Source organism: Paraburkholderia sp. JPY465 (genome assembly GCF_050436725.1).
Taxonomy (GTDB): Bacteria; Pseudomonadota; Gammaproteobacteria; order Burkholderiales; family Burkholderiaceae; genus Paraburkholderia; species Paraburkholderia youngii.
Window position 1 is genome coordinate 175,007 of sequence record NZ_JBNDMT010000003.1, and the last position, 24,632, is coordinate 199,638.

The window sequence follows — 24,632 nt, forward strand, 5'->3', positions numbered from 1 at the left end:
GAGGTGATGAATGCGAGGATTTTTGATGATCGGCGCTGCCGCGCTTCTGGCAGGATGCGTGAGCACGCCGAGTCTGGAAGGGACGAGGGGCGCGACGTCGTTCGAGGCGTTGCAGAAGATGTGCACGCCGCAAACCGTCGACTACGGTCACGACGCGCAGATCGTCTATGAGACGTTCTTCGATGCGTATGTCGCAAACCGGCGCGGTCGGCTGTCGAACGACGACTTCTGCGCGTTCCAGGCGTCGATCGCGCAGCGCCATGCGAGCGAGGGGACGAGCAGCGATCCGAAGGTGCGCAACCAGTGGGTCGAGTTCTTCAACGAGCAGCGCGCAAGAGCGCTCGGCTGGCGGGCGACTGTCGATCCGACCTTGCGGAGCGGCTAAACGGCAGTGGGTGACTGGCGAGCCCGACTCTCGCGCCTCCTGCCCGGCGCACCGGTTCACTTTTGCGGCGACAACGCTCCGCGCCACAACATGCGCAGGATCTGCGCGAACACCGCTTCGCGCGACGGCTCATGTGCGCCGTCGCCGGCGGAATCGGCCTGTTGTGCCGCCGGCGGCGGCAACTGGTTCACGAGCGCGAGCATCGTGAAGCCGTGCAGGCTCGTCCAGTACGCGTAGCCGATCAGACGCGGATCACCTTCCAGAACGCCCGCCTCGACGAGCCGCTCGAAGTGCGCTTCCAGCAGACGCCACGCGCGCTGCGACGCCGCGGCCAGTTCAGGGTAAGCGCCTTGCTGTTGCGGCGTCTGATCGAACATCAAACGGTAGGCGTGCGGCTCATCGAGCGCGAAGTCGACATAGGCCCGGCTGACGGCGCTGTGATCGATGGCGGGGGCGGTCGCGGGGATCGCTTTCGCGGCCGCTTCGAGGCGCGCGGCGAAGCGGTTGAACGCGGCGGCGCGGACCATCGCCAGAATCTCTTCCTTGTCGCGGAAGTAGCGATACGGTGTCATCGCGCTGCAGCCGAGCTCCTTCGCCAGCTCGCGCATCGTCACGCCTTGCGCGCCGCGGGTAGCGAACGCGTTTTCCGCGACGCGTCGCATCGCTTCGCGAAACTGCTGTATGTCGTCGGCGGAGAGCGTCTTTGGCATGCGCGAGGGTGAGAAGTCCGTCGCGTGAATTTACTGCGTAAATGAGACGCGCACAACAAAGGGCCGCAAAGGCGGCCCGCTGTCAACTGCAGGGATCATTCAGGAATAACGTTTTATGGCCCGCAATGCGGTGTCGCCGGTTTCCGTCACGCGCCATTCTTCGTTGCCCGATGCGAGGCGTTCGAGTTGCACCAGTTGGCGTTCGAGCAACGCGTCGAGTTCTTCTCGGTCCATTTCGACCTGGTTGGGGGCGTCCTTGACGAGCAACAACGTGGCGAATTCATGCGGACTCAGCATCGTTCTCTCCATGTCAGCAAATGGCGGACAGCCTTGCAGTCGGCCTTGGGCCGGGGCGGGGGTCCGCTGAAGATCAGGGCGGGAGGTACGGCTTACACGACAGATTCACACAACCGACGCCGTGCGAAACTCGCAACGTACGCTGGGGAACTGGAGTGTAGGCGAGCACCGATGAAACGCCAACCTGGTCCCCGTTAATTTTCCATTTGACAATTGGCGGCGCGATAGGCGGTCCGGCCCTGCGGCCAAATTCTTGATTTCACGCGAGGTTTTGCGTGCACCGCAGCATGGCGGAGAACGCCTGGAATTATCCGGCGATGTAGATTTGACAATTCGCGGCGTTCAGCGCTTCGGCCATGTCGGCGGGCGGGGCGGCGTCGGTGAACAGCGCGTCGATCTGCTCCAGATGTCCCTGGCGAACTAGCGCGGGACGGCCAAACTTGGAGTGATCGGCGGCGAGGAAAACGGTGCGCGCGTGCTCGATGATCGCCTCGGCGACACGCACTTCGCGCGTGTCGAAATCGCGCAGCGTACCGTCCGTTTCGATGCTCGACGTGCCGATGATCGCGAAATCGACCTTGAACTGGCGGATGAAATCGATCGCCAGCTCACCGACGATGCCCTTGTCCCACGGCCGCACGATGCCGCCCGTCACTAGCACTTCGCAGTCCGGGTAGCCGCTCATCATGCTCGCGACGTTCAGATTGTTCGTGATCACGCGCAAGCCGCGGTGACGGTTCAGCGCCCGTGCCACTTCCTCGGTGGTCGTGCCGAGATTGATGAACAGCGATGCCTGATCCGGAATGTGAGTGGCCACCAGCGCTGCGATGCGTCGCTTCTCTTCATGGAACATGCGCTGGCGCGCGGTGTAGGAAACGTTCTCGGAACTGGTCGGCAGACTGGCGCCGCCGTGATAGCGGCGCAGCAGGTTCATATCGGCGAGCCAGTTGACGTCCCGGCGGATCGTCTGCGGGGTGACGTCGAAGTGGCTCGCGAGGTCGTCCACGGTCACGAAGCCGTCGCGTTGCACCCACTCCAGCAATTCCTGTTGCCGGGCGTTGAGAGTCAGGCGGGGGTCTCGTGTCATGTGTGGAGTGTCGTGGCTGTTGTGTCGGCGCGGTCCGTCGCCGTCATCAAGCGGGCTGGCCGATGGCCGGCCGTCGACGAACGCGGTTGCGGCTATTGTAAGACCATCGCGCCCCTTGTCCGCCAACTGGCGCAGTCCGCTGGATTCGCCGCGAGCACGCCGGATTTGCTCGATCCCCCTCATTCAGGCGCATTCCGCATTTATTCATTTAATAAATGAATTTGTTTTTTGGCGCGCTTCGCGATGCAATCCTGGGTTTCGCGATTGACCTGCTTTACAACCTTTCCCCTGATGTCCGGCGACTTTTTCGTGCCGGCCCGCGCTTTCGAGAGTGTTCGACATGACTGGCTTCAGCAACTGGCAAAACCCGTATCCGACGCAACGTCTGCCCGTATTCGCACGCAATATCGTTTCGACCTCGCACCCGCTCGCCGCGCAGGCCGGGCTGCGCATGCTGTGGAAGGGCGGCAATGCCGTCGATGCGGCCATCGCGGCCGCCGCCGCGATCACGGTGGTCGAGCCGGTGTCGTGCGGCCTGGGTGGCGACGCGTTCGCGCTCGTGTGGGACGGCAAGAAGCTGCATGGTCTGAACGCGTCGGGCGTAGCGCCGGCCGCGTGGAACGTCGATTACTTCAGGCGCAAATACGGTGAGGAAAACGGCCTCGCGCAGCAGCCGAAGCGCGGCTGGGATGCGGTCACGGTGCCGGGTGTGATCGCCGGCTGGGAAGCGCTGCACCGGAAGTTCGGCAAGCTGCCGTTCGCCGACCTGATGGAGCCGGCCATCCAGATCGCCGAGCGCGGTCACGCAGTGGCGAGCATCGTCGCGTACAAGTGGGCGGCCGCGGTGCCGGAGCTGAAGGATCAGCCGGGCTTCGCGCAGACCTTCATGCCGCGCGGCCGTGCGCCCGAGGTCAGCGAGCTGGTGCGCTTCCCCGGTCACGCGAAGACGCTGCGCCTCATCGCCGAGCAAGGCCCGCGTGCGTTCTACGAAGGCGAGATCGCCGAGCGGATCGCCGCTTTCGCGCGCGCAGGTGGCGGCGCGCTGACCGCCGACGATCTGCGCAACTACCGCGCTGACTGGGTCGAGCCGATCGGCAAGGACTATCGCGGCTACACCGTGCACGAGATTCCGCCGAACGGCCAGGGCATCGCGGCGCTGGTTGCGCTCGGCATCCTCGAAAAGTTCGACGTGAAGTCGCTGAAGGTCGACAGCGTCGAGTCGCAGCATCTGCAGATCGAAGCGATGAAGCTCGCGTTTGCCGATCTGTATCGCTACGTCGCCGATCCGCGCTCGATGGAAGTCACGCCCGAGCAGATGCTCGACGACGCGTATCTGAGCTCGCGCGCGAAGCTGATCGACCCGAAGCGCGCCACCCACTTCGACTTCGGCATGCCGAAGGCGGGCGGCACGATCTACATGTCGGCCGCGGACGAGAGCGGCATGATGGTCAGCTTCATCCAGTCGAACTACATGGGCTTCGGCTCGGGTGTCGTGGTGCCCGACAGCGGCATCGCGCTGCAGAACCGCGGCTGCGGCTTCTCGATGGACCCGAAGTCGCCGAACGTCGTCGAGGGCGGCAAGCGGCCGTTTCACACGATCATTCCGGCATTCCTCACGCAGCAGGTGAACGGCCGGCAGGAAGGGGTGATGAGCTTCGGCGTGATGGGCGGTGACATGCAGCCGCAAGGCCATCTGCAGACCGTGGTGCGCATGCTCGACTACGCTCAGCAGCCGCAGGCCGCGTGCGATGCGCCGCGCTGGAAGGTCAACCGCGACTTCACGGTCGATATCGAGTCGACGCTCGATCCGAAGACCACCGAGGGCTTGCAGAAGCTCGGCCACACGATCAAGTCGGTCGACGATCCGTACATGGACTTCGGCTCCGGCCAGTTCATCTGGAAGCTCGATCGCAACGAGCCGGAGCGCGGCTACGTGGCGGCTAGCGACAGCCGCCGCGACGGTCTCGCGGCCGGCTTCTAGGCCACGACGAGGCAACGCGCGGAGCTGGGGTCCACGCCGGAGCCCAGCTCAGCTCAGACACCGGGCAACAGGCAATGAAAGCGCGGCATTCCATATGCCGCGCTATTGCCCGCCCACCAGCCGCCTCGCCGATGCAGGCGAAGCCGCGCCCAACACAGCAATCACGCAGCAGGCAAGCAGGAGACCATCATGCACACCCCCGCGTCGCATGCGACAAGCGCTTCTCCTCACGCCGCGCCGCTTTCGAAAGCAATGGTGCGGCGGATCGTTTTCTCGTCGTCGATCGGTAACGCGCTCGAGTGGTTCGACTTCCTGGTCTATGGCTACTTCGCGACGGTCATCGCGAAACAGTTCTTCCCGATGCAGGACGAGTGGCTGTCGACGCTGCTCGCGATCGCCACCTTCGGCATCTCGTTCCTGATGCGCCCGCTCGGCGCGATCGTGCTCGGCGTGTACGGCGACCGCAAGGGCCGCAAGGCGGCGCTGACGCTCGCGATCGCGCTGATGATGGTCGGTACTTTCACGATGGCCGTGATGCCGCCGTTTTCGACGATCGGTCTCGCGGCGCCGCTGCTGGTGCTGTTCGCGCGGCTCGTGCAGGGCTTCGCGGTCGGCGGCGAGTTCGGCAGCGCGACCGCGTTCATGGTCGAACACAGCGCGACGCGGCGCGGCTACTACGCGAGCTGGCAGTTCGCAAGCCAGGGTCTCGCGGCGATCACCGCGGCAGCCTTCGGTTCGCTGCTGACCGCGTGGCTGCCGGCCGAGCATCTGAACAGTTGGGGCTGGCGTGTGCCGTTCGTGTTCGGTCTGCTGGTCGGGCCGGTCGGCTACTACATCCGCTCGCATCTCGACGAGACGCCCGAATTCCTCGCATTGCGTGAAGAGCGCGCGGCTAGCGAAGCGGCTGGCGAACCCAAGGCCGTGAACGGTTCGAAGGACGCGTCGTTCTCGAATCAGTGGGTCAACCTGCTGCTCGCGATCGGTATCGTTGCGCAGTCGACGGTCGGGGTGTACGTGCTGCAGCTCTATATGCCGCTCTACGCGGTCAAGCAACTGCATATGGCGGCGGCCGCGTCGTTCGGCGTGGTCGTGCTGAACGGCGGCATGCAGTTCATCTTCTCGCCGATCATGGGCGCGCTGTCCGATCGCATCGGCCGAATTCGCATCATGCTGAGCACGTCGATCCTGATGGGCCTGCTGATCTATCCGATGTTCGCATGGTTGCAGACCCATCCGACGATTGGCTGGCTGCTCGTGCTGCAAGGCGTCGCCGGTATTTTCAAGGCTTCGTACTCGGGGCCGATGCCCGCGCTGATGTCGGAGATCTTCCCGACGCGGGTGCGCTCGACTGGCCTTTCAATCGGTTACAGCATCGGCGTGACGATCTTCGGCGGCTTCGCGCCGACCATCGTCGAAACCTTCATTCATTTGACCGGCGACAAACTCGCGCCGAGTTATTACGTGCTGCTTGCGGCGGTGCTTTCGGGCGTATCGCTGATCATCGTTGCGCTGCGCATGCGTCGCGACCGCCCCGTCTCGGGCGAGGTACAACCTGCCTGATGCCTGAGGAAGAGGGCGGCCACTTGGGGCGCCCGTGCCCCAACCCCGCCGGACCTGGTGTCTGTCCGAAAAGCCAGCCTTTTGGGCTGGCTTTTTTTTTGCCTTGCGCACATCGTTTTAATACGCGGCAAGATTTCGACTATCTTGGAATCGGAACTGCGTCGTTGCGGCATGGTCTGTGCTGTGTGAACTGCATGGTCGGATATCTCCGGCTAACATGCAGAGTACAAGGGCCCAACTCTAATTCACGGCGTTGTATCCGGCACGGAGAACATCACGGCGAGCGCGGGGGCGGTTGCGAAGAACTCCACGGGTCGGTACAGCATGGGAGCAAGACACAATGCACACGGAGCTGAACCATGTCATGCCCTGGCGGATCGAGGACATCGATCTGACTCGCATCGACCGGCAGAAGGCCGCGGCCAACGAAGACCTGCTGCTGTTGCTGTGCGCTGCTTCGTTCATCGAAAGCGGCACCGATCTCTACACCAGCAATCTGAGTACATTTTTCAACGACGACCCTGAGGTCTCGGCTTGGCTCAACCACGAGTGGGAGCCCGAGGAAATGCAGCACGGCCGGGCGCTGCAGACCTATATCGCGTACGTATGGCCCGAGTTCGACTGGCACACCGCGTTCCGCAATTTCATGGGCGAATATTCGCTGACTTGCTCGGTCGAGGATTTCGAAAAGACCCGCGCGCTGGAGATGGTCGCGCGTTGCGTCGTCGAAACGGGTACCGCGACGCTGTATCGAGCGATCAACGAATGCTCGGACGAGGCGGTGCTCAAGCAGATCACCGACAACATCCGCACCGACGAAGTCCGCCACTACAAACACTTTTTCAAGTACTTCAAGAAGTACAACCGGATTGAGGGCAATGGCCGGCTCGCGGTGCTCGGCGCGTTGATGCGTCGCGTGATGGAAATCAAGAACGAAGATTCGGAGATCGCATTGCGCCACGTGTTCGCGATTCGCTATCCGGAGCGCGTGCACGACTCCGCGTATAACCGTGAGCGCGCGGCGCGCATCAATAAGCTGGTGCGGCGCAATCTGTCCGCCGACATGTGCGTGAAGATGCTGCTCAAGCCGCTCGATCTGCCGGCGCGCATTCAGCCGGGTGTGCATTATCCGCTCGCGAAGATCACGCAGCATGTGTTCTTTCGCTGAGCCTTCGAGGAGAATCAGAAAGCCAAGCCCGCTGATGCGGGCTTTGCTTTTTTCGAGGCATGATTGTGCTTTACCGACTACTTCGACTGGATCGATGGCATGAGCGATTCCTCCTCCGCATCTACCTCCGCGCGTCCGCTCGAACAGAACGTGTTCGACGAATGGCCGGCCAACGTGCGCGCATTGTTCGACGGGTCGTCGCTTGCGGACAAGGCGGGCTTCACCGCGTCGCTGTTGAGCGTCGATGCGAACGGGCACGTGCGCACATCGCTGCTGAGCGTCGGCGAACTCTATGCACCCGACTCGCGCACGCTGTGCATTGCGCTCTGGCCGCAAGCGCGCGCGACACGCGCGATTGCGCAAAGCGGGCGCGCGGCGCTGAGCTTCGTCTGCGATGCGGCGTTCTATCAGGTGCAGTTGCGTGTTGTGCCGCTGCCCGAGGTTGCGGGCGACGACAGCGGCCTCGTCTATCTGCTCGGCTCGATCGACACAGCGGAAGCGCAAAGCGTCCGTTATGCGCGCCTGACGGGCGGCATCACGTTCGAATTGCAGGGAGAGGGGAATGCGGTGCTCGAGCGATGGGAACAGCAGGTCGAGCATTTGAAGCGGGCTGCCGCCGCGAGCAGCCGTTAGTCTTCGAGCAGGAAGCGCTAAACGGCTGATGCGCCGGCAGCCTTTAGGCGGAGCGACGCTTAACGGCCGCGGTCGCCGTTGCGCGACGGTTGCGCGCCGCGCGGCGCATCGTTGCGCTTCACGCCGCCGCCGAGCAACGCGCCCGGATTGCCGTTGGACGAACGATTGCCTTGCGGCTTGCGCGGCGCTTGGTGCGCGGGAGCGCCATCGTGCGCGGCCGCACGCGGCCGATCGTCGTGCCGCTGCATATCGCGACGCGGCTGACCGCCATTGCCGGCCGGCTTCGCACCTTGCGGCCGCGGCGCGGGCTGAGCATTCGACGCACGCTGTCCCGAACGCTGACCGGAGCCTTGAGCCGGCTTGGCCGATGCGCCACCACCAGCACCGCCGTCACGGCGCCCGGCGCCTTGTCCCTGGCGCGGCGAACGCCCGCCGCCGCCCTGGCCGCGTCGCTGGATCGGCTCCGGCTTCGCGGTCGGGTCCGGCTCGAAACCGGCGATCACTTCCTGCGGGACCGGACGCTTGATCAGCTTCTCGATGTCCTTCAGCAACTGCAGTTCATCGACGCACACGAGCGACACCGCCTCGCCCGTCGCGCCCGCGCGACCGGTGCGGCCGATGCGGTGCACGTAGTCTTCCGGCACGTTCGGCAGATCGAAGTTGACCACGTGCGGCAGCTGATCGATGTCGATGCCGCGTGCGGCGATGTCGGTCGCCACCAGCACCTGCAGCGTGCCGTCCTTGAACTCGGCGAGCGCGCGCGTGCGGGCCGATTGGCTCTTGTTGCCGTGGATTGCGAGCGCGCTGATGCCGTCCTTCGTCAACTGTTCGGCGAGGCGGTTCGCGCCGTGCTTGGTGCGCGTGAACACGAGCACCTGGAACCAGCTGTGCTGACGGATCAGATGCGTGAGCAGTTCGCGCTTGCGGTCGCGATCGACCGGGTGAATCTTTTGCGCGACCGTTTCGGCCGTCGTGTTGCGGCGCGCGACTTCGATCAATGCCGGCGAGTCGAGCAGGCTGTCGGCGAGCGCCTTGATCTCGTCGGAAAAGGTCGCCGAGAACAGCAGGTTCTGGCGCTTCGGCGGCAGCTTCGCGAGCACGCGCTTGATGTCGTGGATGAAGCCCATGTCGAGCATGCGGTCCGCTTCGTCGAGCACGAGAATCTCGAGATGCGACAGGTCGATGGTCTTCTGCTGCATATGGTCGAGCAGACGGCCCGGCGTCGCGACGACGATATCGACGCCGCGCTTCAACGCATCGATCTGCGGATTGATGCCGACACCGCCGAACATCACGGTCGACTTCAGCTTCAGATACTTGCCGTAAGCACGCACGCTTTCTTCGACCTGCGCGGCGAGTTCGCGCGTCGGCGTGAGGATCAGCGCGCGCACCACGCGCTTGCCGCCGGCGGCCGGCGCCATCGAATTCAGGCGCTGCAGGATCGGCAGCGTGAAGCCGGCGGTCTTGCCGGTGCCGGTTTGCGCGCCGGCGAGCAGATCGCCGCCGTTGAGCACGGCCGGAATCGCCTGAGTCTGGATCGGAGTCGGACTGGTGTAGCCGAGTTCGTTGACAGCGCGGACCAGCGGTTCGGACAAGCCGAGGGAATCAAAAGACATAAAAGCTCTTTGCAATGCAGTTTCGCGAACGGCCCCGCTGAGTCCATAGGACCCCAACGCGGAAAAACCAGCGCGGCATCGACACGCCAGCATGGCGTGTGCGAGGCCGCAGCCCGGTTCCGTTCACGGAGAAATCGGCGGCACGCTCACAGATGTGCCGAATGGTTTCAACGCGCTATGCAGACACGTCGACTGGCCTTAAGTTGCAATTCGTCGCCGTGGAACGTCACGCGACATAGCGCGCGACACTGACGAATTGACACAGACTGCCCGCCAGTACGAACAGGTGCCAGATACCATGTCCGTGGCGGATGCGCTCGTCGTTGATGAAGAAATAGATGCCGGCGCTATAGATGACGCCGCCGGCCACGAGCCACGCGGTACCCGCGGCCGGCAACGCCTGCACCAGCGGGCGGACGGCTACGAGCGCGAGCCATCCCATCAACACATATAGCACCATCGACACGCTGCGGGTGCGTCGCCCGAGCGTGAGTTCCTGCACGATGCCGAGGGCAGCGAGCCCCCAGCTCACGCCGAATAGCGACCAGCCCCACGGTCCACGCAACGTGACGAGCGTGAACGGCGTGTAGCTGCCGGCGATCAGCAGGTAGATCGCCGAATGATCGCATTTCTGCAGAATCGCCTTCAGACGCGGATGGCTGACACTGTGATACAGCGTCGAGATCGCATACAGCATGAACAGCATCGCACCATACACGCTGAAGCTGACGACCTTGTACGCGTCGCCGGCGAGCGCGCCCATCGTGACGAGCGCCGCCAGCCCCACCACCGACAGCACGGCGCCGACGAGATGGGTAATGCTGTTCAAACGCTCACCGACAGGCACGACTCTTTCCTCCTGCACGGTCCCACGAAGGCGACCGCCAACACAAACAGGCCCACATGATACCGGTCCTGAAAAAACGAAGGGCGCGGCCGCGAAACTCGCAGGCCGCGCCCAGGGTACGTCAAACCCTGCTTAGTCGAGCGGCGCCGAACGCAGCTCGGCCACTTGCTGCGGCGACACGGCCGTACCGTGGTTGCCCCAGGACATACGAATGTACGTCACGACCGCTGCGACTTCCTGATTCGACAGAGACTGTGCGAACGGCGGCATGCCGTACGGATGCGGGTTCGCGTCCGTGCTCGGCGGATAACCACCGTTCAGCACCATGCGGATCGGGTTGACCGCCGACGGCATCTGGATCGACTGGTTGTTCGCGAGCGGCGGGAATGCCGGCGGACGGCCGAGACCATTGTCTTCGTGGCACTTCGCGCAGTTGTCAGCGTAGATCTTCTGACCTTGCTTCAGCAGTTCGCCGCCGAACTTTTCCGAGGTTTCGAGCTGCAGCGGTTCCGGCGCTTCGCTCTTCTGCGGAATCGTCTTCAGGTACGTCGCCATCGCGTTGATGTCTTCGGTCGACAGATACTGCAGGCTGTTGTGAACCACTTCGGCCATCGGACCGAACACCGCGCCGCGGTTCGACACGCCGGTCTTCAGCAGATCGGCGATGTCCTTCAGGTCCCAGTCGCCGAGGCCGGCTTCCCTGTTCGACGTCAGCGACGGCGCATACCAGTTCTGCAGCGGAATCAGACCGCCCGCGAATGCCGCCGAGCTGACCGGGCCGCCCATCGCGTTGATCGACGTATGGCACATGCCGCAGTGGCCGAGGCCTTCGACCAGATACGCACCGCGGTTCCATTCGACCGACTTGGTCGGGTCCGGCTTGAACTCGCCTTCACGGAAGAACAGCGTGCGCCAGCCGATCAGCATGTTGCGCTGGTTGAACGGGAATTTCAGTTCGTGCGGACGGCTCGGTACGTTGACCGGCGTGACCGAGCGCAGGTACGCGTAGATCGCGTCGGAGTCGGCGCGCGTGACCTTCGTGTAGCTCGTGAACGGGAAGCCCGGATAGAGCAGGCTGCCATCTTTCGAGCGGCCGGTGTGCATCGCGCGATAGAAGTCGTCCTGGGTCCACTTGCCGATGCCGTACTGGTCGTCAGGCGTGATGTTCGGCGTGAACATCGTGCCGAACGGCGTGGCCATCGGCAGGCCGCCCGCAAACGGCTGGCCGCCGCGCACGGTATGGCAGGCGATACAGTCGCCGGCGCGGGCGAGGTACTCGCCCTTCTTGATCAGGTCGGCCTGGTCCGCGGGCGTTGCCGCGACGGCCGCGCCGCTGCTGTGCAGATGGTCGCCGCCCGACCACAGGACGGGAACGAGTGCGGCGGCCGCGACCACGACGACTGCCGAGAGGGCGAACAAAGACTTGCGTTTCATTTGAATGTCTCTCCCGGCGCCTTATTGCGGTTCGCTGCCGCAGGCAAGCGGAGTCTTCAAGGAGCGGGCCGGAGCCGGCACGGGGTTTTGCGGAGCCTGCTGCGTGGCAAGCCAGGCCGCGACGGCGTTCACGTCTTCGTCGCTAAGGCGCGTGGCGATGGTGTGCATGCAGTCCGGTGCGATCGCACGACGCGTGCCCGAACGCCATGAGCCGAGCTGCGCGCTGATGTAGTCGGCGTGCAGGCCGACGAGACCCGGGATCGCCGGTTCCATACCGGTCAGTGCCTTGCCGTGGCAGGCCGCGCACGCGGGAACCTGCTTGTTCGCATCACCATGCAGCACGATCTGCTCACCGCGCGCGAGCGTGGAGGCGGAGGCCGTCGGCTTGGCCGGCGTCGGATACGGTGGGCGCTGCTGCGAGAAGAAGGTGGCGATCTGATGCAGGTAGTCGTCGGAGAGATACGTGACGAGGTAGTTCATCGGCGGGTACTTGCGGCGCCCTTCACGGAAGTTCTGCAACTGATTGAACAGATATCCCGCCGGTTTGCCCGCGAGACGCGGGAAGTAGTCGTTGTCGGTGCCTTGCCCATGCGAGCCGTGGCAGGCCGTGCAGCCTTGCACGCGCGCTTCCATCGTGTCGGGGGCCTTCGGTTGGGTCTGCGCTTTCGCAGCGCTATAGACACCCGCGGAGCCGATCAGCAGAAGGGCAAGCAACGGGCGGAAGAGGCGTCTTGAAGACACGCGTAACTCCATCAGAATCGGGGACCTGACCGAACTTCGGGCGGCTCGGTGTGAAGGACAGCCGTCGCTGCGGCGACGCAGCATTCTATCATCGAAGGGTAATGGTGACTATTTGCCGCATTAGATGCGGTTCCAGGTGTGACCGCCATGCGACAGTGTGTCGCGTTTGCCAGTTTGGGACTTCAGTTGCGTCGCGCGTCGTGATCAACAGCTTTGTCTCATCAAGCAAGGTTGAACCGATCCCCGCGCGCGCCATCGAAGCGTACACTTCCGGGCTTCGCCGGCCGTCGTGCAGACGATGCGCGTCGTCGGCCCGGCTTTGTTCCGTTCGTTCTCATCCGCTATCGGCCTTACATGAAGCTATTCGATTTCTCCTCATCGACGCTGCGAGCGTTGATGTCCGGCGCGGTGGCGCTGGCCATGTCATCCACCGCGTTCGCGCATGCGCATCCGATCTCGAGCGTGCCGGCCGCGAACGCCGAGGCCGTCGCGCCCGCCGACGTGACCATTCATTTCACCGAGCCGCTCGAGCCGGCGTTCAGCAAGATCACACTCGCCGATGGAAGCGGCAAGTCCGCGGCTTCGACCGCATCGACGGTCGACAGCGCGGACGCCCGCGAGATGCGCCTCGCGCTGCCTCAGTTGTCGAGCGGCCGCTATGCGGTGCACTGGGTCGCGGTGGCCACCGATGGCCATCGTACGCAAGGCGACTTCGCGTTCAACGTCAAATGAACTTCGACGGACTGTGGATCGGGCAGGTCGCAATGGCCGCGCTCATGAACGTCGCGTTCGGCTTCGCCGTTGGCTCGGCGCTACTCGGCGCTTGGCTCGCGAAAGACGGGCTGCAAGGCACTTCACCGGCGCGCCCCGGCTGGATGCGCGCACATCGCTCGATGCTCGCGGCGACCATCGTGCTGGTGCTCGCGGATCTCGGCTGGCTGTTGTATCAGGCGGCGTCGATGAGCGGCGTCGCGTTGCCCGCGGCTTTCGGCATGGTGCCGATGGTGCTGACGCAAACGCATGTCGGCTATGGCTGGAGCGTCGCGTTCGGCGGCGCGCTGGTGCTGCTCGGCACCGCGCTGAGCCATGGCACGGGCATGCTGCGTAACACGCTGCTGTGGCTCGCGGTGCTCGCGATCTCGGCGGGCAAGGCGTCGCTCGGTCATGCTGCGGATGCCGGCGTGATGTCGGCCGCGATCGGCATGCAGACGCTGCACGTGCTCGCGACGAGCGTATGGGGCGGTGTCGCGATGGCCGCGGGCTTCGCGGTGCTGCCGGCGCTCGGCGCATCGACCGCGCGCGGCATGCTGATTCGCACGGCGACCCAGGTGTCGAACGTGTCGCTCGTCGCGGTCGCGTTGGTGTTGCTGTCGGGCGTCTTCAATGCCGTGCGCGGCTCGGGCGGGTCGTTCGAAGCGATTCAGGGGAGCACGTGGGGCCATGTGCTGACATTGAAGCTCGTACTGGTCGCGCTCGCGCTCGTGCTCGGCGCGCTGAATCGAACCTCGGCGCTGCCGCGGCTGCGTCGTACCGCGTCGACGATGGATGCGCATACCTTCGTCAACGTGATCTATCTGGAAGCGCTCGTGATGATCGGTGTGTTCGTCGTCGCGGCCGCGTTGTCGCACACCGTGCCGGCGTTTGCTGCGCTCGGTTGAACGCGCGGCGAGCCGCATAAAAAAGCGCCGCACTGCGAAGCACGTGCGGCGCAATACACACGGTCGCCTGGCTGTGGCCAGCGCACCCGCTACTACTCTTCAGGCAAACGGCGCGTCGTCGCGCGCCCGTTCCGGCAATGCAGGCGTCAGTCGCATCACGCGGCCCGGCTCGAAGCGCGCTTACTCGAGACCGAGGCGGTGACCGAGAATCGGCGCGCAGAACAACGCGATCGCGCAGCCCGCGGCCTTGCCTTCGAGTTCGGCGCCGGCCGCGTGCGTGCCGACCATCTGCGTGAGCAGATCGAAAACCTGCGGCAGGCAGTACAGCACTGCCGCCGCGATAAAGCATTTCCCGACCACCGCGATACTCCATCCGCGCTCGTAGGCGACCATCGCGCCGATGATGCGCAGCACGCCGAAGACGACCAGCGCGCCGACCGCCGCCTGTTCGCGGATCAGATAGTCAGGAAGGAATTCGCCCATGGTGTCCCCGCTGCATGCGTTGTCGGCATGCATTTCAGCAAGGAGCAGACCATGCGTCTGTCCGATACCGAACAAACGTGGCGAGGGCCGGGCGGGATAAGGCTGGGCGGAGATCGAGGCAGGGCGGGCGGCCCGCGCGTCACGTGGCCGGAACGCGCGGGCGCAATGGCCTACGAATCACCATTCGGCGACGCTGCCGTCCGTGTGACGCCACACCGGATTGCGCCAGCGATGACCGACCTTCGCCATCTCGCGCACCTTCTCTTCGTTCACTTCGATGCCGAGGCCCGGGCCCTGCGGGATCGACACGAAGCCGTCTTCATATTTGAAGACTTCCGGATTCTTGATGTAATCGAGCAGGTCGTTGCCCTGGTTGTAGTGGATGCCGAGGCTCTGTTCCTGGATGAACGCGTTGTAGCTGACCGCGTCGATCTGCAGGCAGGTTGCGAGCGCAATCGGGCCGAGCGGACAATGCAGCGCGAGCGCGACGTCGTAGGCTTCGGCCATCGCGGCGATCTTGCGGCACTCCGTGATGCCGCCCGCGTGCGAGGCATCCGGCTGGATGATGTCGACGTAGCCGCCCGACAGGATGTGCTTGAAGTCCCAGCGCGAATACAGACGCTCGCCGAGCGCGATCGGGGTATTGGTCTGGTTCACGATGTCGCGCAGCGCCTCTGCATTCTCCGACAGCACCGGCTCTTCGATGAACAGCAGCTTGTACGGATCGAGTTCCTTGGCGAGCACCTTCGCCATCGGCTTGTGCACGCGACCGTGGAAGTCCACGCCGATGCCGATGTTCGGCCCGACCGCCTCGCGGACCGCCGCGACGTTGTTGATCACGCCTTGCACCTTGTCGAAGGTGTCGATGATCTGCAGCTCTTCCGAGCCGTTCATCTTGACGGCCTTGAAGCCACGCTCGACCACCGCGCGCGCGTTGTTCGCGACATCGCTCGGGCGGTCGCCGCCGATCCACGAGTACACCTTGATCTTGTCGCGCACCTGGCCGCCGAGCAGCGCATGCACCGGCACGCCGTGATGCTTGCCCTTGATGTCCCAGAGCGCCTGGTCGACGCCGGCGATCGCGCTCATCGTGATCGGACCGCCGCGATAAAAGCCCGCGCGGTACATCACCTGCCAGTGGTCCTCGATCAACAGCGGGTCCTTGCCGATCAGATAGTCGGAGAGTTCCTCGACGGCGGCGGCGACCGTATGCGCGCGGCCTTCCACCACCGGCTCGCCCCAACCGACGATGCCTTCGTCGGTCTCGATCTTGAGGAAGCACCAGCGCGGCGGGACGATGAAGGTTTCGAGCTTGGTGATTTTCATGATGTGAGTCTCCTGACGATCTGCCGGCACGCAAAGAATTTTGGGAGTTCCATGCTACAACAAAAGTGCACTAAAATACTATTAATAGTACTATTTGTCACATAGTGGTGAGATTTGGAATACTCGTCGCCGTTGCGCGACGAGACCACCACCCGCGAGGAGAAAACCATTCCGCACGATCTGCATGGGCGAGTCACCCAACTGCTCGCGACCGCGATTCTGCGCGGCGACTATGCGCCGGAGTCGATCCTGCCTCGCGAAGCCGAGTTGATGGAGACGTTCGGTGTGAGCCGCACGGTGCTGCGCGAGGCGCTGCGCACGCTGACGTCGAAAGGACTGATCGAATCGCGGCCGCGCGTGGGTACACGCGTGCGGGTCAAGTCCGCGTGGAATCTGCTCGATGCCGATCTGCTCGACTGGTATTCGCGCGTCGCCGAGCCGATGGCGTTCGCACTCAAGCTGCAGGAAATGCGCGAGATGATCGAGCCTTACGCGGCCGGCCTCGCGGCCACCGCGTGCACCGATGACACCTTGGGCGCGCTTGCGGCCGCCCATGCCGCGATGGTGGCGGCGCGTAACGTCGATGAATGGGTGCGTGCGGATCTGCAGTTCCATCTGTGCGTGCTGACCGCGTGCAGCAACGAATTGCTGATTCCGCTCGGCGCGCTGATCGAGCGCACGCTCGAGGCACAGTTGCGGCTCAATGCGAAACGCGCCGATGTGTTCAACGCGTCGCTCGCCGAGCACACGGCGGTGTACGACGCGATCCGCGCGCGCGATACCGCGGCGGCGTACGCGGCGATGTCGTCATTGCTCGGCGTGACGCGCGGGCGAATCGAAGGCTGAGGCGGACAGCGCCGAGCTCGATCTCAATCCATCGCCGCATGCGCGGCCGACGCATCCGGCGCCTTATGCGACGGCCGGATCAGCAGCAATAGCGGGATGACCAGCAGCGTCGCCACGAACATCAGCTTGAAGTCGTTCAGATACGCGACCATTGCCGCCTGCTGCGTGATCGACGCGTTCAGTGCCGCGATGTCGTAGCTCGAGCCGCCGTCGAGCATCGACTGCAGCGCCGGATTGAACGCAGTCACGTTCGCGGCGAGGTCCGCGTGCGAGATTTGCGTGTTGCGCGTCATCAGCGTCTGCACGATCGAAATGCCGATACTGCTGCCGATATTGCGCATCAGGCTATAGGTCGCGGTGCCGTCCGCGCGCAGCTCCGGCGACAGCGTCGAGAACGTCAGTGCGGACAGCGGCACGAACACGAGGCCGAGCCCGAAGCCCTGGATCACGCCGGGCCACACGATGTTCGACTCCGACAGCACGATCGTGTAATGCATCATCTGCCACAGCGCGAACGCCGAGATCAGGAAGCCGCAGAGCAATAGAAGCCGCGCGTCGACGCGCCTGAGCAGCCGGCCGGCGATGAGCATCGCGACCATCGTGCCGGCGCCGCTCGGCGCGGTGACGAGGCCGGTGGTCGCGACCGGATAGCCCATCAGGTTCTGCAGCATCGGCGGCAGCAGCGCGCGGGTCGCGTACATCACCGCGCCGATCACGAAGATGAAAAACGTGCCGGTCGCGAAGTTCGGGTCCTTCAGCAACTTGTACTTGAAAAACGAGCGCTCGCCGACCGTCGCCGTGTGGACGAGGAAGAACGCGAAGCTGATCGCCGCGACGAGCGCCTCGATCACGATCTCGGTCGATGAAAACCAGTCGAGCTGCTCGCCGCGATCGAGCATCGCCTGCAACGCTCCGATTGCGAGGCCGAGCGTGACGAAGCCGAACGCGTCGAACTTCACGTCGTGCTTGGGCTCGCGCGTGGGCAGGAAGGTTGCGACGCCGAACAGCGCGAACGCGCCGATCGGCACGTTGATGAAGAACACCCAGCGCCAGTTGTAGCTATCGGTGAGCCAGCCACCGAGCGTCGGCCCGAGAATCGGCCCGACCATCACGCCCATGCCCCATACGGCCATCGCCTGGCCCTGCTTTTCGCGCGGGTTGATGTCGAGCAGGATCGACTGCGACAGCGGCACGAGCGACGCGCCGAAAATCCCTTGCAGCAAACGCGACACGACGATCTGCGACAGCGTCTCGGAGAGACCGCACAACGCCGATGCCACCGTGAAGCCGCCGATTGCAATCAGCAGCAGCCGCTTGACGCTCAGGCGGTCCGCCAGCCAGCCAGTCAGCGGCGTGGCGATCGCGGCGGCGACGATATAGGAAGTCAGCACCCACGTGATCTCGTCCTGCGACGCGGACAGCGTGCCTTGCATATGCGGCAGCGCCACGTTGGCGATCGTGCTGTCGAGCGTCTGGATCAGCGTCGCGAGCATGATCGAGACTGTGATCATCGGCCGGTTGAGCAGCTCAGTGGCGCTCGCCGGCGTGGAGGCGGAAGACATGAAAGGTGGGGAGGGTCGATATCGTAAGCATGCTTAGTATATCGCCAATGCGGGTTTGCGCTATTGGGAGTTGTGCTGAACCTCGAACGCAGGGGGTAAGCACGCTGAAAGCCGAACTGCTTCCGTATAATCCGCGCATGAAAACCCAATTCGAAGAGCGCTTCGGCTTTCTGATCTACGACGTCGGCCGGCTGGCGGGCAAGCGATTCGACGATCACGCGAAGTCGTCGGTCGACCTGACTCGCGCGCAGTGTCGCGTGCTCGCCTATCTCGGCCATTACGGCGAGATCAATCAGGCCCGGCTCGCGGATCTGCTCGAGGTCGCGCCGATCTCGGCGGGCCGGCTGCTCGATCGGATGGAGGAGGGCGGCTGGATCGCGCGGACCGCAAATCCGCAGGATCGCCGCGAGCGCCAGGTGCGCATGACACCGAAGGCCGAGCGCACGCTCGGCAAGGCGCGCAAGGTCGGCGACGAGGTCGCGCTCGAAGCGCTCAATGGTTTCAGCGATGAAGAAGCGGCGCAGTTGATCGCGCTGCTCCAGCGGGTGCGCGGCAACCTGAGCCGGCTGGTGGATCGCTGAAGCGTCGCGGTGTCGGCGAGGCGCTGAAGTCTTTCGCGCGAGCCCGAGCGACGTTGGGCACGCGCTTCAAATCACGTTATTTGGATTCCGACGCTGGCGCGCCGCCGCTCGGCGGTACCAGCTCATAACAGCCCGCGGCCGCCGTTTTCGCTTTTGCTTCCGGTTGCTGCGCATCGATGCATTTGAACGCGCTCTGATCGCGCTGCACGAAGATCGTGTCGGCCGGCCCGTTGTTGACCACGGCGACGATCTTGTAGCCGTCCTGCAGCAGCGTCGCGAGCATGGTCGAACTGGCGCGCCATTGACTGTCGGACGTGCTCGGCGTTTGGGCCTGTGCGGTGAGGGCGGCGGTCGTGCCGGCGAGCGTGAGCGCAGCGGTGGTTGCGGCAAGCGCGACGGTGCGGAACGTCATTTAGGAACCTCCTCGAAGTTGCGACGGAATTGCGGAAGGAAGCCTGCCAGGTTCTGCATTGTGGACGCGCGTTGAACCTCCGGAGAGAACTTGCCAGACTTTCTCGGGGCGCTATTCTCTCAAGAGACGGAGCTGCCAACGAAACCCGCGGCGCTTCACTGCCCATACTCTGCGACGCCATTGCTCATCGTTCGTTCCATCCGGATGCTCGCGTAACGCTCGCTCGCAAGCCACGCTCGCGATGAACGAGCCAGACCCAGCGCTGGGCATTTCCCACAGTGCGACAGCAATTCTTGCGCCGCCATCGGTGACGCGCCGCGGAGGTATCCGACTCAGCGATGCCAGATAAGATGTAGCGGTCGTAGCGAACTGCGCTAGCGCTCGCATGCGTCCGTACCGTTTCTACCGCGTTATTTGATGCCATCCCTATCGAATGCGAAACGAATCGCAAGTCAATGTCGTGCGGCAGATTCCACGCAGCGTGTGGGTTCTAGGATGTGTAAGTCTTTTCATGGACATCTCATCCGAAATCATCCACAGCCTGCTGCCAATGTTTCTCTTGGCGAGCCTTGGCGCCGGGGCCGGCGCGATTGGGCTCATCGAAGGCGTCGCGGAGGCCACGGCTCAAATCGTCAAGGTGTTTTCGGGAACGCTAAGTGACTACCTCGGCAACCGGAAGTGGCTCGCCGTCGCCGGGTATGCGCTCGGCGCGATGAGCAAGCCGCTTTTTGCCATTGCGTCGTCGGTGGGAGTCGTGGTGACGGCGCGCGTCATCGACCGTGTCGGCAAGGGCATTCGTGGTGCGCCTCGCGATGCGCTCATCGCAGATGTCACGCCGCAACACCTTCGTGGCGCGGCCTTCGGCCTGCGCCAGTCGCTCGATACGGTCGGTGCGTTTGTCGGACCACTGCTGGCCGTTCTCATCATGCTGATATGGGCAGACAATTTTCGGCTTGCGTTCTGGCTTGCCGTCATTCCCGGCGTGCTCGCGGTCGCGCTTTTGACGTTCGGTATCACCGAGCCCGAGCACGAGGTTCGCGCGAAGAGAAGCAACCCTGTGAGGTGGCAGAGTCTCAAGGACCTTGGTTTGGACTACTGGTGGGTCGTAGGGATAGGGGCTGTGTTCGCGTTGGCGCGATTCAGCGAGGCTTTCCTGGTGCTTCGTGCGATGGGTAGCGGCGTACCGATTGCGCTCGTTCCGCTGGTCATGGTGGCAATGAATGTCGTCTACGCGCTGTCCGCTTATCCATTCGGGAAACTCGCGGACACGATGCGTCATACGCGGCTGCTGATCGGTGGTCTGATCGTGTTGATCGGCGCCGACCTCGTGCTGGCGCACGGCACCCACTGGGGTGTCGTCGTCGTCGGGGTAGCGCTTTGGGGGCTGCACATGGGGATGACTCAAGGCCTGCTCGCCACGATGGTCGCGCACACGGCGCCGGCGCATCTGCGTGGGACTGCATTTGGTTTCTTCAATCTGCTGAGCGGCATCGTGACGCTGGTTTCGAGCGTTATCGCAGGTCAGCTGTGGGAACGTGTGGGTGCCGCCATGACGTTTTATGCGGGGGCGGCGTTCGGTGTGGTGACCGTCGTGGCGCTTCTCTTTCACCCGACACCGGCCGGATCGCGTAACGACCTGAGTTGACGTGGCAGCGTTGAAAAACAAAAAAGCCGCTGTCCTTGTGGGACAGCGGCTTTTTCTTGAAGCTGGTGGCGAATCAGGGACTCGAACCCCGGACCTGCGGATTATGATTCCGTCGCTCTAACCGACTGAGCTAATTCGCCGAAAGAAGCGAGATTATGCTGGGGCAACCGGAGGCTGTCAACCCCCGGCGCACAACTTTTTCAGGTGGCCCGGACTCGCGGTCCACTCAATCTTTTGCGTAGATATCCGAGTCCTTGGTTTCGCGCACGAACAGCATGCCGATCACGAAGGTGATCACCGCGATGATGATCGGATACCAGAGCCCCGAGTAGATGTTGCCCCGCGCGGCGACGATTGCGAAAGCGGTCGCCGGCAGGAAGCCGCCGAACCAGCCATTGCCGATGTGATACGGCAGCGACATCGACGTATAACGGATGCGCGTCGGGAACATCTCGACCAGCATCGCCGCGATAGGACCGTAGACCATCGTTACGTAGATCACGAGGATCGTCAGGATCACGACGCTCATCGGCCAGTTGATCTGAGCCGGATCGGCCTTCGGCGGGTAGCCGGCGGCCTTCAGCGTCGCGGCGAGCGTCTTCTCGAAGGTCTTGGCTTGCTCCTTCGCGTCGGGGGCGCGGCCGTCGAACGTGTTGACGACCGTATCACCCACGCGGATCTGCGCGATCGTGCCGGCCGGCGCCGCGACGTTGTCGTAGTTCAGGCCGGCTCGCGACAGCGCGCCCTTCGCGATATCGCACGAGGTCACGAACTTAGCCGTGCCCACTGGGTTGAACTGGAACGAGCACTCGCCCGGATCGGCGATCACGACGATCGGCGACTTCGCGGTTGCGGCTTCGAGCGCCGGGTTCGTGTAGTGCGTGAGCGCCTTGAACAGCGGGAAGTACGTCAGCGCGGCGATCAGCAGACCGGCCATGATGATCGGCTTGCGGCCGATGCGATCCGACAGCGAGCCGAAGAACAGGAAGAACGGCGTGCCGATCAGCAGCGCGAGCGCGATCATGATGTTGGCGCTCGTACCGTCGACCTTCAGCGTCTGCGTGAGGAAGAACAGCGTGTAGAACTGGCCCGTGTACCACACGACAGCCTGGCCGGCCGTCAGGCCGAGCAGCGCGAGAATCACGACCTTCAGGTTCTTCCACTGGCCGAACGCTTCGGAGAGCGGCGCCTTCGAGGTCTTGCCCTCGGCCTTGATGCGCTCGAACACCGGCGACTCATGCAGTTGCAGGCGAATCCACACCGACACCGCGAGCAGCAGAATCGACACGACGAACGGGATGCGCCAGCCCCAGGCGCCGAACGCGTCTTCGCCCATGAAAGTGCGCACGCCGAGGATCACGAGCAGCGACAGGAACAGGCCGAGCGTCGCGGTGGTCTGGATCCACGCGGTGTAGAAGCCGCGGCGGTTCGCCGGCGCGTGTTCGGCCACGTAGGTCGCGGCGCCGCCGTACTCGCCGCCGAGCGCGAGACCTTGCAGCAGGCGCATCGCGATGAAGATCACCGGCGAAGCGATGCCGATCGCCGCATAGCCGGGCAGGAAGCCGACGAGGAACGTCGACAGACCCATGATGATGATCGTGATCAGGAACGTGTACTTGCGCCCGACCATGTCACCGAGCCGTCCGAATACTACCGCGCCGAACGGCCGCACCGCGAAGCCCGCGGCGAAGCTGAGCAGCGTGAAAATGAACGCCGCGGTCGGATTGACGCCGGAAAAGAAGCTCTTGCTGATGAAGGCCGCAAGCGAACCGGCCAGATAAAAGTCGTACCACTCGAAAACCGTACCCAGCGACGATGCGAAGATCACCCGCTTCTCATCGCGCGTCATCGGCGCGTGCGAGAGTTGCCCGCCAACGGTAGCCATATGTCGTCTCCAATATTGATATACACACGGATCGCCAGCGCAGGCGTCCCCGTGCAACCGATTATTGGAGTGGAAACTTACGGCGTTCTGACTCGACGCCAAAACCTGGGGTAGTCCGGTAAACCGGCGAACAGGCGATCAATTTCGGTCAATGTGCGGCGATATTTGCGCGATCCGCGCTGAAATATCTCAAAAACACGCTGACGATCAAGCTGACAATACGGCCGTGTTAGGGTAAGTCCCGCCCCCGTTCGAGCACCTGCAAGCTGACGCGCACCAGGGTGCCGGCGAGCCGCGGCGATTCCTGGTAGACGTTGTCGTCGATGGCGAGCTCGCCGCCGTGCATCGCCGCGATCTCGCGCACGATCGCGAGACCGAGGCCGCTGCCGTCGCCCTCGCGGCCCAGAATCCGGTAGAAGCGCTCGACCACGCGCGAGCGCTCGCTGGCCGGAATGCCGAGCCCGGTGTCCTCGACTTCCAGATGCACGAGCCGCGCCGGGGCGTCGTGCCGCACGCGCACGGTGATGCGGCCGCCCGCCGGCGTATAGCGGATCGCGTTGTCGATCAGGTTCGACAGCATTTCGCGCAGCATCACCGGATTGCCGGCGACCTCGACCGGCTCGTCGGGCGCTTCGTAGCCGAGGTCCATCTGCTTCGCGAGCGCGGCCTGCACCCATTCGCGCACAGCGCTGCGCGCGAGTTCGCCGAGTTCGACCGGCGTGAAGATCTGCCCCGACCGACGGTTCTCCGCGCGCGCGAGCGCGAGCAGCTGCGTGACGAGCCGCGCGGCGTGCTCGGAGCTCGTCGCGATCTGTTCGAGCGAGCGATGCACCTCGGCCGACGCGTTCTGGCGCAGCGCAAGCTCGGCCTGCGTGCGCAGCCCGGCGAGCGGCGTTTTCATCTGATGCGCGGCGTCGGCGATAAAGCGCTTTTGCAGCTCCATGTTCTGTTCGAGGCGCGTGAGCAGATCGTTGAACGACGTGACGAGCGGCTCGATTTCCGGCGGCGCGCGGCGCGCTTCGAGCGGCGACAGATCGTCCGGCCGCCGCGCGCGGATATGCGCCTGCAGCGCATGCAGCGGCTCGAGCCCGCGCGATAGCCCGAACCACACGAGCAGGATCGCGAGCGGCAGGATCACGAACTGCGGCAGGATCACGCCCTTGATGATGTCGTTGGCGAGCTGGCTGCGCTTGTCGAGCGTTTCGGCGACCTGCACCAGCACGGGCTGCGCGCCCGGCGTCTGCGGAAACTCGACGGTCGTATACGCGACGCGGATGTCGTTGCCGCGCAGCACGTCGTCGCGGAATTCGACGAGGCCCGGTGGCGGGCGGTCCTCCTCGTGCGGCAGCGGCATGTCGCGCTCGCCGGCCACCAGCTCGCCGCGCGTGCCGAGCACCTGGAAGAACACGCTGTCAACGTTGTCGGCGCGCAGGAAGTCGCGCGTCGAGTCGGGCAGCGACAGCTCCGCGACGCCGTTGACCGGATGGATCTGGCGCGCGAGCACATAGGCGTCGGTTTCGAGCGCGCGGTCGAACGGCCCGTTCGCGATCGATTTCGCGACCAGATAGGTGACCGCGAGGCTCATCGGCCACAACAGCAGCAGCGGGGCGAGCATCCAGTCGAGAATCTCGCCGAACAGCGAGCGCGGACGCGCCTCGGCGGCGGCTTCGGTTTCGTCGGGCGGGGCGAACGGGTTGGCGTAGCGCGCGTCGCGCGCCTCGTCGAGGTCCGCCGCGTGCGCCGTGGCGCGATCAGCGCGTGCGGACATCGCTGGC

Annotated in this window: 23 protein-coding genes and 1 tRNA gene; 10 read left to right on the plus strand and 14 right to left on the minus strand. The window is 64.2% G+C overall.

Annotated elements, in window-relative coordinates:
• Positions 1-25: 25 nt before the first annotated feature.
• Complete coding sequence (locus tag QFZ94_RS15350; RefSeq protein ID WP_368584002.1) at positions 26-385, plus strand: hypothetical protein; 360 nt, start codon at positions 26-28, stop codon at positions 383-385.
• A gap of 56 nt (positions 386-441) precedes the next feature.
• On the opposite strand, the gene QFZ94_RS15355 is transcribed toward QFZ94_RS15350, so the two are convergent.
• The 3 genes from QFZ94_RS15355 to QFZ94_RS15365 all read right to left on the minus strand — a co-directional run bounded on the left by QFZ94_RS15355 (position 442) and on the right by QFZ94_RS15365 (position 2,479).
• A complete protein-coding gene (locus QFZ94_RS15355) occupies positions 442-1,095 on the minus strand; it encodes a TetR/AcrR family transcriptional regulator (RefSeq protein WP_368584001.1) in 654 nt (217 codons plus the stop codon).
• 99 nt (positions 1,096-1,194) lie between these two features.
• On the minus strand, positions 1,195-1,392 hold the full coding sequence (locus QFZ94_RS15360; RefSeq protein WP_013090475.1) for a hypothetical protein: 198 nt from the start codon (positions 1,390-1,392) through the stop codon (positions 1,195-1,197).
• Positions 1,393-1,699: 307 nt separating this feature from the next.
• A complete protein-coding gene (locus tag QFZ94_RS15365; RefSeq protein ID WP_176121795.1) occupies positions 1,700-2,479 on the minus strand; it encodes a DeoR/GlpR family DNA-binding transcription regulator in 780 nt (259 codons plus the stop codon).
• 340 nt (positions 2,480-2,819) lie between these two features.
• On the opposite strand from QFZ94_RS15365, the gene ggt reads away from it, so the two are divergent.
• The 4 genes from ggt (at position 2,820) to QFZ94_RS15385 (ending at position 7,821) form a co-directional block, all read left to right on the plus strand.
• Positions 2,820-4,460: a gamma-glutamyltransferase gene (ggt, locus tag QFZ94_RS15370; RefSeq protein WP_429457960.1), complete on the plus strand. Its 1,641-nt coding sequence runs from the start codon at positions 2,820-2,822 to the stop codon at positions 4,458-4,460.
• A gap of 189 nt (positions 4,461-4,649) precedes the next feature.
• Positions 4,650-6,020 (plus strand): MFS transporter, encoded by a 1,371-nt coding sequence (locus tag QFZ94_RS15375; protein ID WP_429457963.1) that lies wholly within the window; start codon positions 4,650-4,652, stop codon positions 6,018-6,020.
• Between the two features lie 340 nt (positions 6,021-6,360).
• On the plus strand, positions 6,361-7,188 hold the full coding sequence (locus QFZ94_RS15380) for a ferritin-like domain-containing protein (RefSeq protein WP_368583997.1): 828 nt from the start codon (positions 6,361-6,363) through the stop codon (positions 7,186-7,188).
• A 99-nt stretch (positions 7,189-7,287) separates the two neighbouring features.
• The gene (locus QFZ94_RS15385) at positions 7,288-7,821 is read left to right on the plus strand and encodes a hypothetical protein (RefSeq protein ID WP_429457965.1); all 534 of its coding nucleotides are present in this window, start codon (positions 7,288-7,290) and stop codon (positions 7,819-7,821) included.
• Between the two features lie 59 nt (positions 7,822-7,880).
• Here the strand turns inward: QFZ94_RS15385 and QFZ94_RS15390 are convergent, their stop codons facing one another.
• From QFZ94_RS15390 to QFZ94_RS15405, 4 genes are all read right to left on the minus strand, one after another.
• Positions 7,881-9,437 carry a DEAD/DEAH box helicase gene (locus tag QFZ94_RS15390; protein ID WP_410848586.1) on the minus strand — a complete coding sequence of 519 codons (1,557 nt, stop codon included), beginning with the start codon at positions 9,435-9,437 and terminating at the stop codon, positions 7,881-7,883.
• 226 nt (positions 9,438-9,663) lie between these two features.
• The gene (gene trhA, locus QFZ94_RS15395) at positions 9,664-10,284 is read right to left on the minus strand and encodes a PAQR family membrane homeostasis protein TrhA (RefSeq protein WP_429457968.1); all 621 of its coding nucleotides are present in this window, start codon (positions 10,282-10,284) and stop codon (positions 9,664-9,666) included.
• A gap of 132 nt (positions 10,285-10,416) precedes the next feature.
• Positions 10,417-11,718, minus strand: a complete 1,302-nt coding sequence (locus QFZ94_RS15400) for a c-type cytochrome (protein ID WP_368583994.1) — start codon at positions 11,716-11,718, stop codon at positions 10,417-10,419.
• A 21-nt stretch (positions 11,719-11,739) separates the two neighbouring features.
• Positions 11,740-12,471, minus strand: coding sequence for a c-type cytochrome (locus tag QFZ94_RS15405; RefSeq protein WP_176380868.1), 732 nt, complete (start codon positions 12,469-12,471; stop codon positions 11,740-11,742).
• 342 nt (positions 12,472-12,813) lie between these two features.
• Here QFZ94_RS15405 and copC point away from each other — a divergent pair, with 342 nt between their 5' ends.
• Both copC and QFZ94_RS15415 read left to right on the plus strand, forming a co-directional pair.
• Complete coding sequence (gene copC / locus QFZ94_RS15410; RefSeq protein WP_368583993.1) at positions 12,814-13,191, plus strand: copper homeostasis periplasmic binding protein CopC; 378 nt, start codon at positions 12,814-12,816, stop codon at positions 13,189-13,191.
• On the plus strand, positions 13,188-14,117 hold the full coding sequence (locus QFZ94_RS15415; protein ID WP_368583992.1) for a CopD family protein: 930 nt from the start codon (positions 13,188-13,190) through the stop codon (positions 14,115-14,117). The genes copC and QFZ94_RS15415 overlap by 4 nt, the downstream gene beginning before the upstream one ends.
• 180 nt (positions 14,118-14,297) lie before the next feature.
• Here the strand turns inward: QFZ94_RS15415 and QFZ94_RS15420 are convergent, their stop codons facing one another.
• Entirely contained in the window at positions 14,298-14,600 is a 303-nt protein-coding gene (locus tag QFZ94_RS15420) for a hypothetical protein (RefSeq protein WP_013090463.1), read from the minus strand.
• 177 nt (positions 14,601-14,777) lie between these two features.
• Complete coding sequence (gene dgoD / locus QFZ94_RS15425) at positions 14,778-15,926, minus strand: galactonate dehydratase (protein ID WP_176121784.1); 1,149 nt, start codon at positions 15,924-15,926, stop codon at positions 14,778-14,780.
• Between the two features lie 132 nt (positions 15,927-16,058).
• Here dgoD and QFZ94_RS15430 point away from each other — a divergent pair, with 132 nt between their 5' ends.
• Positions 16,059-16,772, plus strand: coding sequence for a FadR/GntR family transcriptional regulator (locus tag QFZ94_RS15430; protein ID WP_368584071.1), 714 nt, complete (start codon positions 16,059-16,061; stop codon positions 16,770-16,772).
• 23 nt (positions 16,773-16,795) lie between these two features.
• Here the strand turns inward: QFZ94_RS15430 and QFZ94_RS15435 are convergent, their stop codons facing one another.
• Complete coding sequence (locus tag QFZ94_RS15435; RefSeq protein ID WP_410848584.1) at positions 16,796-18,334, minus strand: DHA2 family efflux MFS transporter permease subunit; 1,539 nt, start codon at positions 18,332-18,334, stop codon at positions 16,796-16,798.
• Positions 18,335-18,471: 137 nt separating this feature from the next.
• On the opposite strand from QFZ94_RS15435, the gene QFZ94_RS15440 reads away from it, so the two are divergent.
• Positions 18,472-18,915 (plus strand): MarR family winged helix-turn-helix transcriptional regulator, encoded by a 444-nt coding sequence (locus tag QFZ94_RS15440; RefSeq protein WP_429457974.1) that lies wholly within the window; start codon positions 18,472-18,474, stop codon positions 18,913-18,915.
• Positions 18,916-18,991: 76 nt separating this feature from the next.
• Here the strand turns inward: QFZ94_RS15440 and QFZ94_RS15445 are convergent, their stop codons facing one another.
• The gene (locus QFZ94_RS15445; RefSeq protein ID WP_176121782.1) at positions 18,992-19,327 is read right to left on the minus strand and encodes a hypothetical protein; all 336 of its coding nucleotides are present in this window, start codon (positions 19,325-19,327) and stop codon (positions 18,992-18,994) included.
• A gap of 433 nt (positions 19,328-19,760) precedes the next feature.
• On the opposite strand from QFZ94_RS15445, the gene QFZ94_RS15450 reads away from it, so the two are divergent.
• Positions 19,761-20,972 carry an MFS transporter gene (locus tag QFZ94_RS15450; protein ID WP_429457977.1) on the plus strand — a complete coding sequence of 404 codons (1,212 nt, stop codon included), beginning with the start codon at positions 19,761-19,763 and terminating at the stop codon, positions 20,970-20,972.
• Between the two features lie 63 nt (positions 20,973-21,035).
• On the opposite strand, the gene QFZ94_RS15455 is transcribed toward QFZ94_RS15450, so the two are convergent.
• The 3 genes from QFZ94_RS15455 to QFZ94_RS15465 form a co-directional block, all read right to left on the minus strand.
• Positions 21,036-21,112: transfer RNA gene (locus QFZ94_RS15455), tRNA-Met, on the minus strand.
• 86 nt (positions 21,113-21,198) lie between these two features.
• Positions 21,199-22,857 (minus strand): MFS transporter, encoded by a 1,659-nt coding sequence (locus tag QFZ94_RS15460; protein ID WP_368583988.1) that lies wholly within the window; start codon positions 22,855-22,857, stop codon positions 21,199-21,201.
• A 229-nt stretch (positions 22,858-23,086) separates the two neighbouring features.
• On the minus strand, positions 23,087-24,625 hold the full coding sequence (locus QFZ94_RS15465) for a sensor histidine kinase (protein WP_368583987.1): 1,539 nt from the start codon (positions 24,623-24,625) through the stop codon (positions 23,087-23,089).
• Between the last annotated feature and the right edge of the window lie 7 nt (positions 24,626-24,632).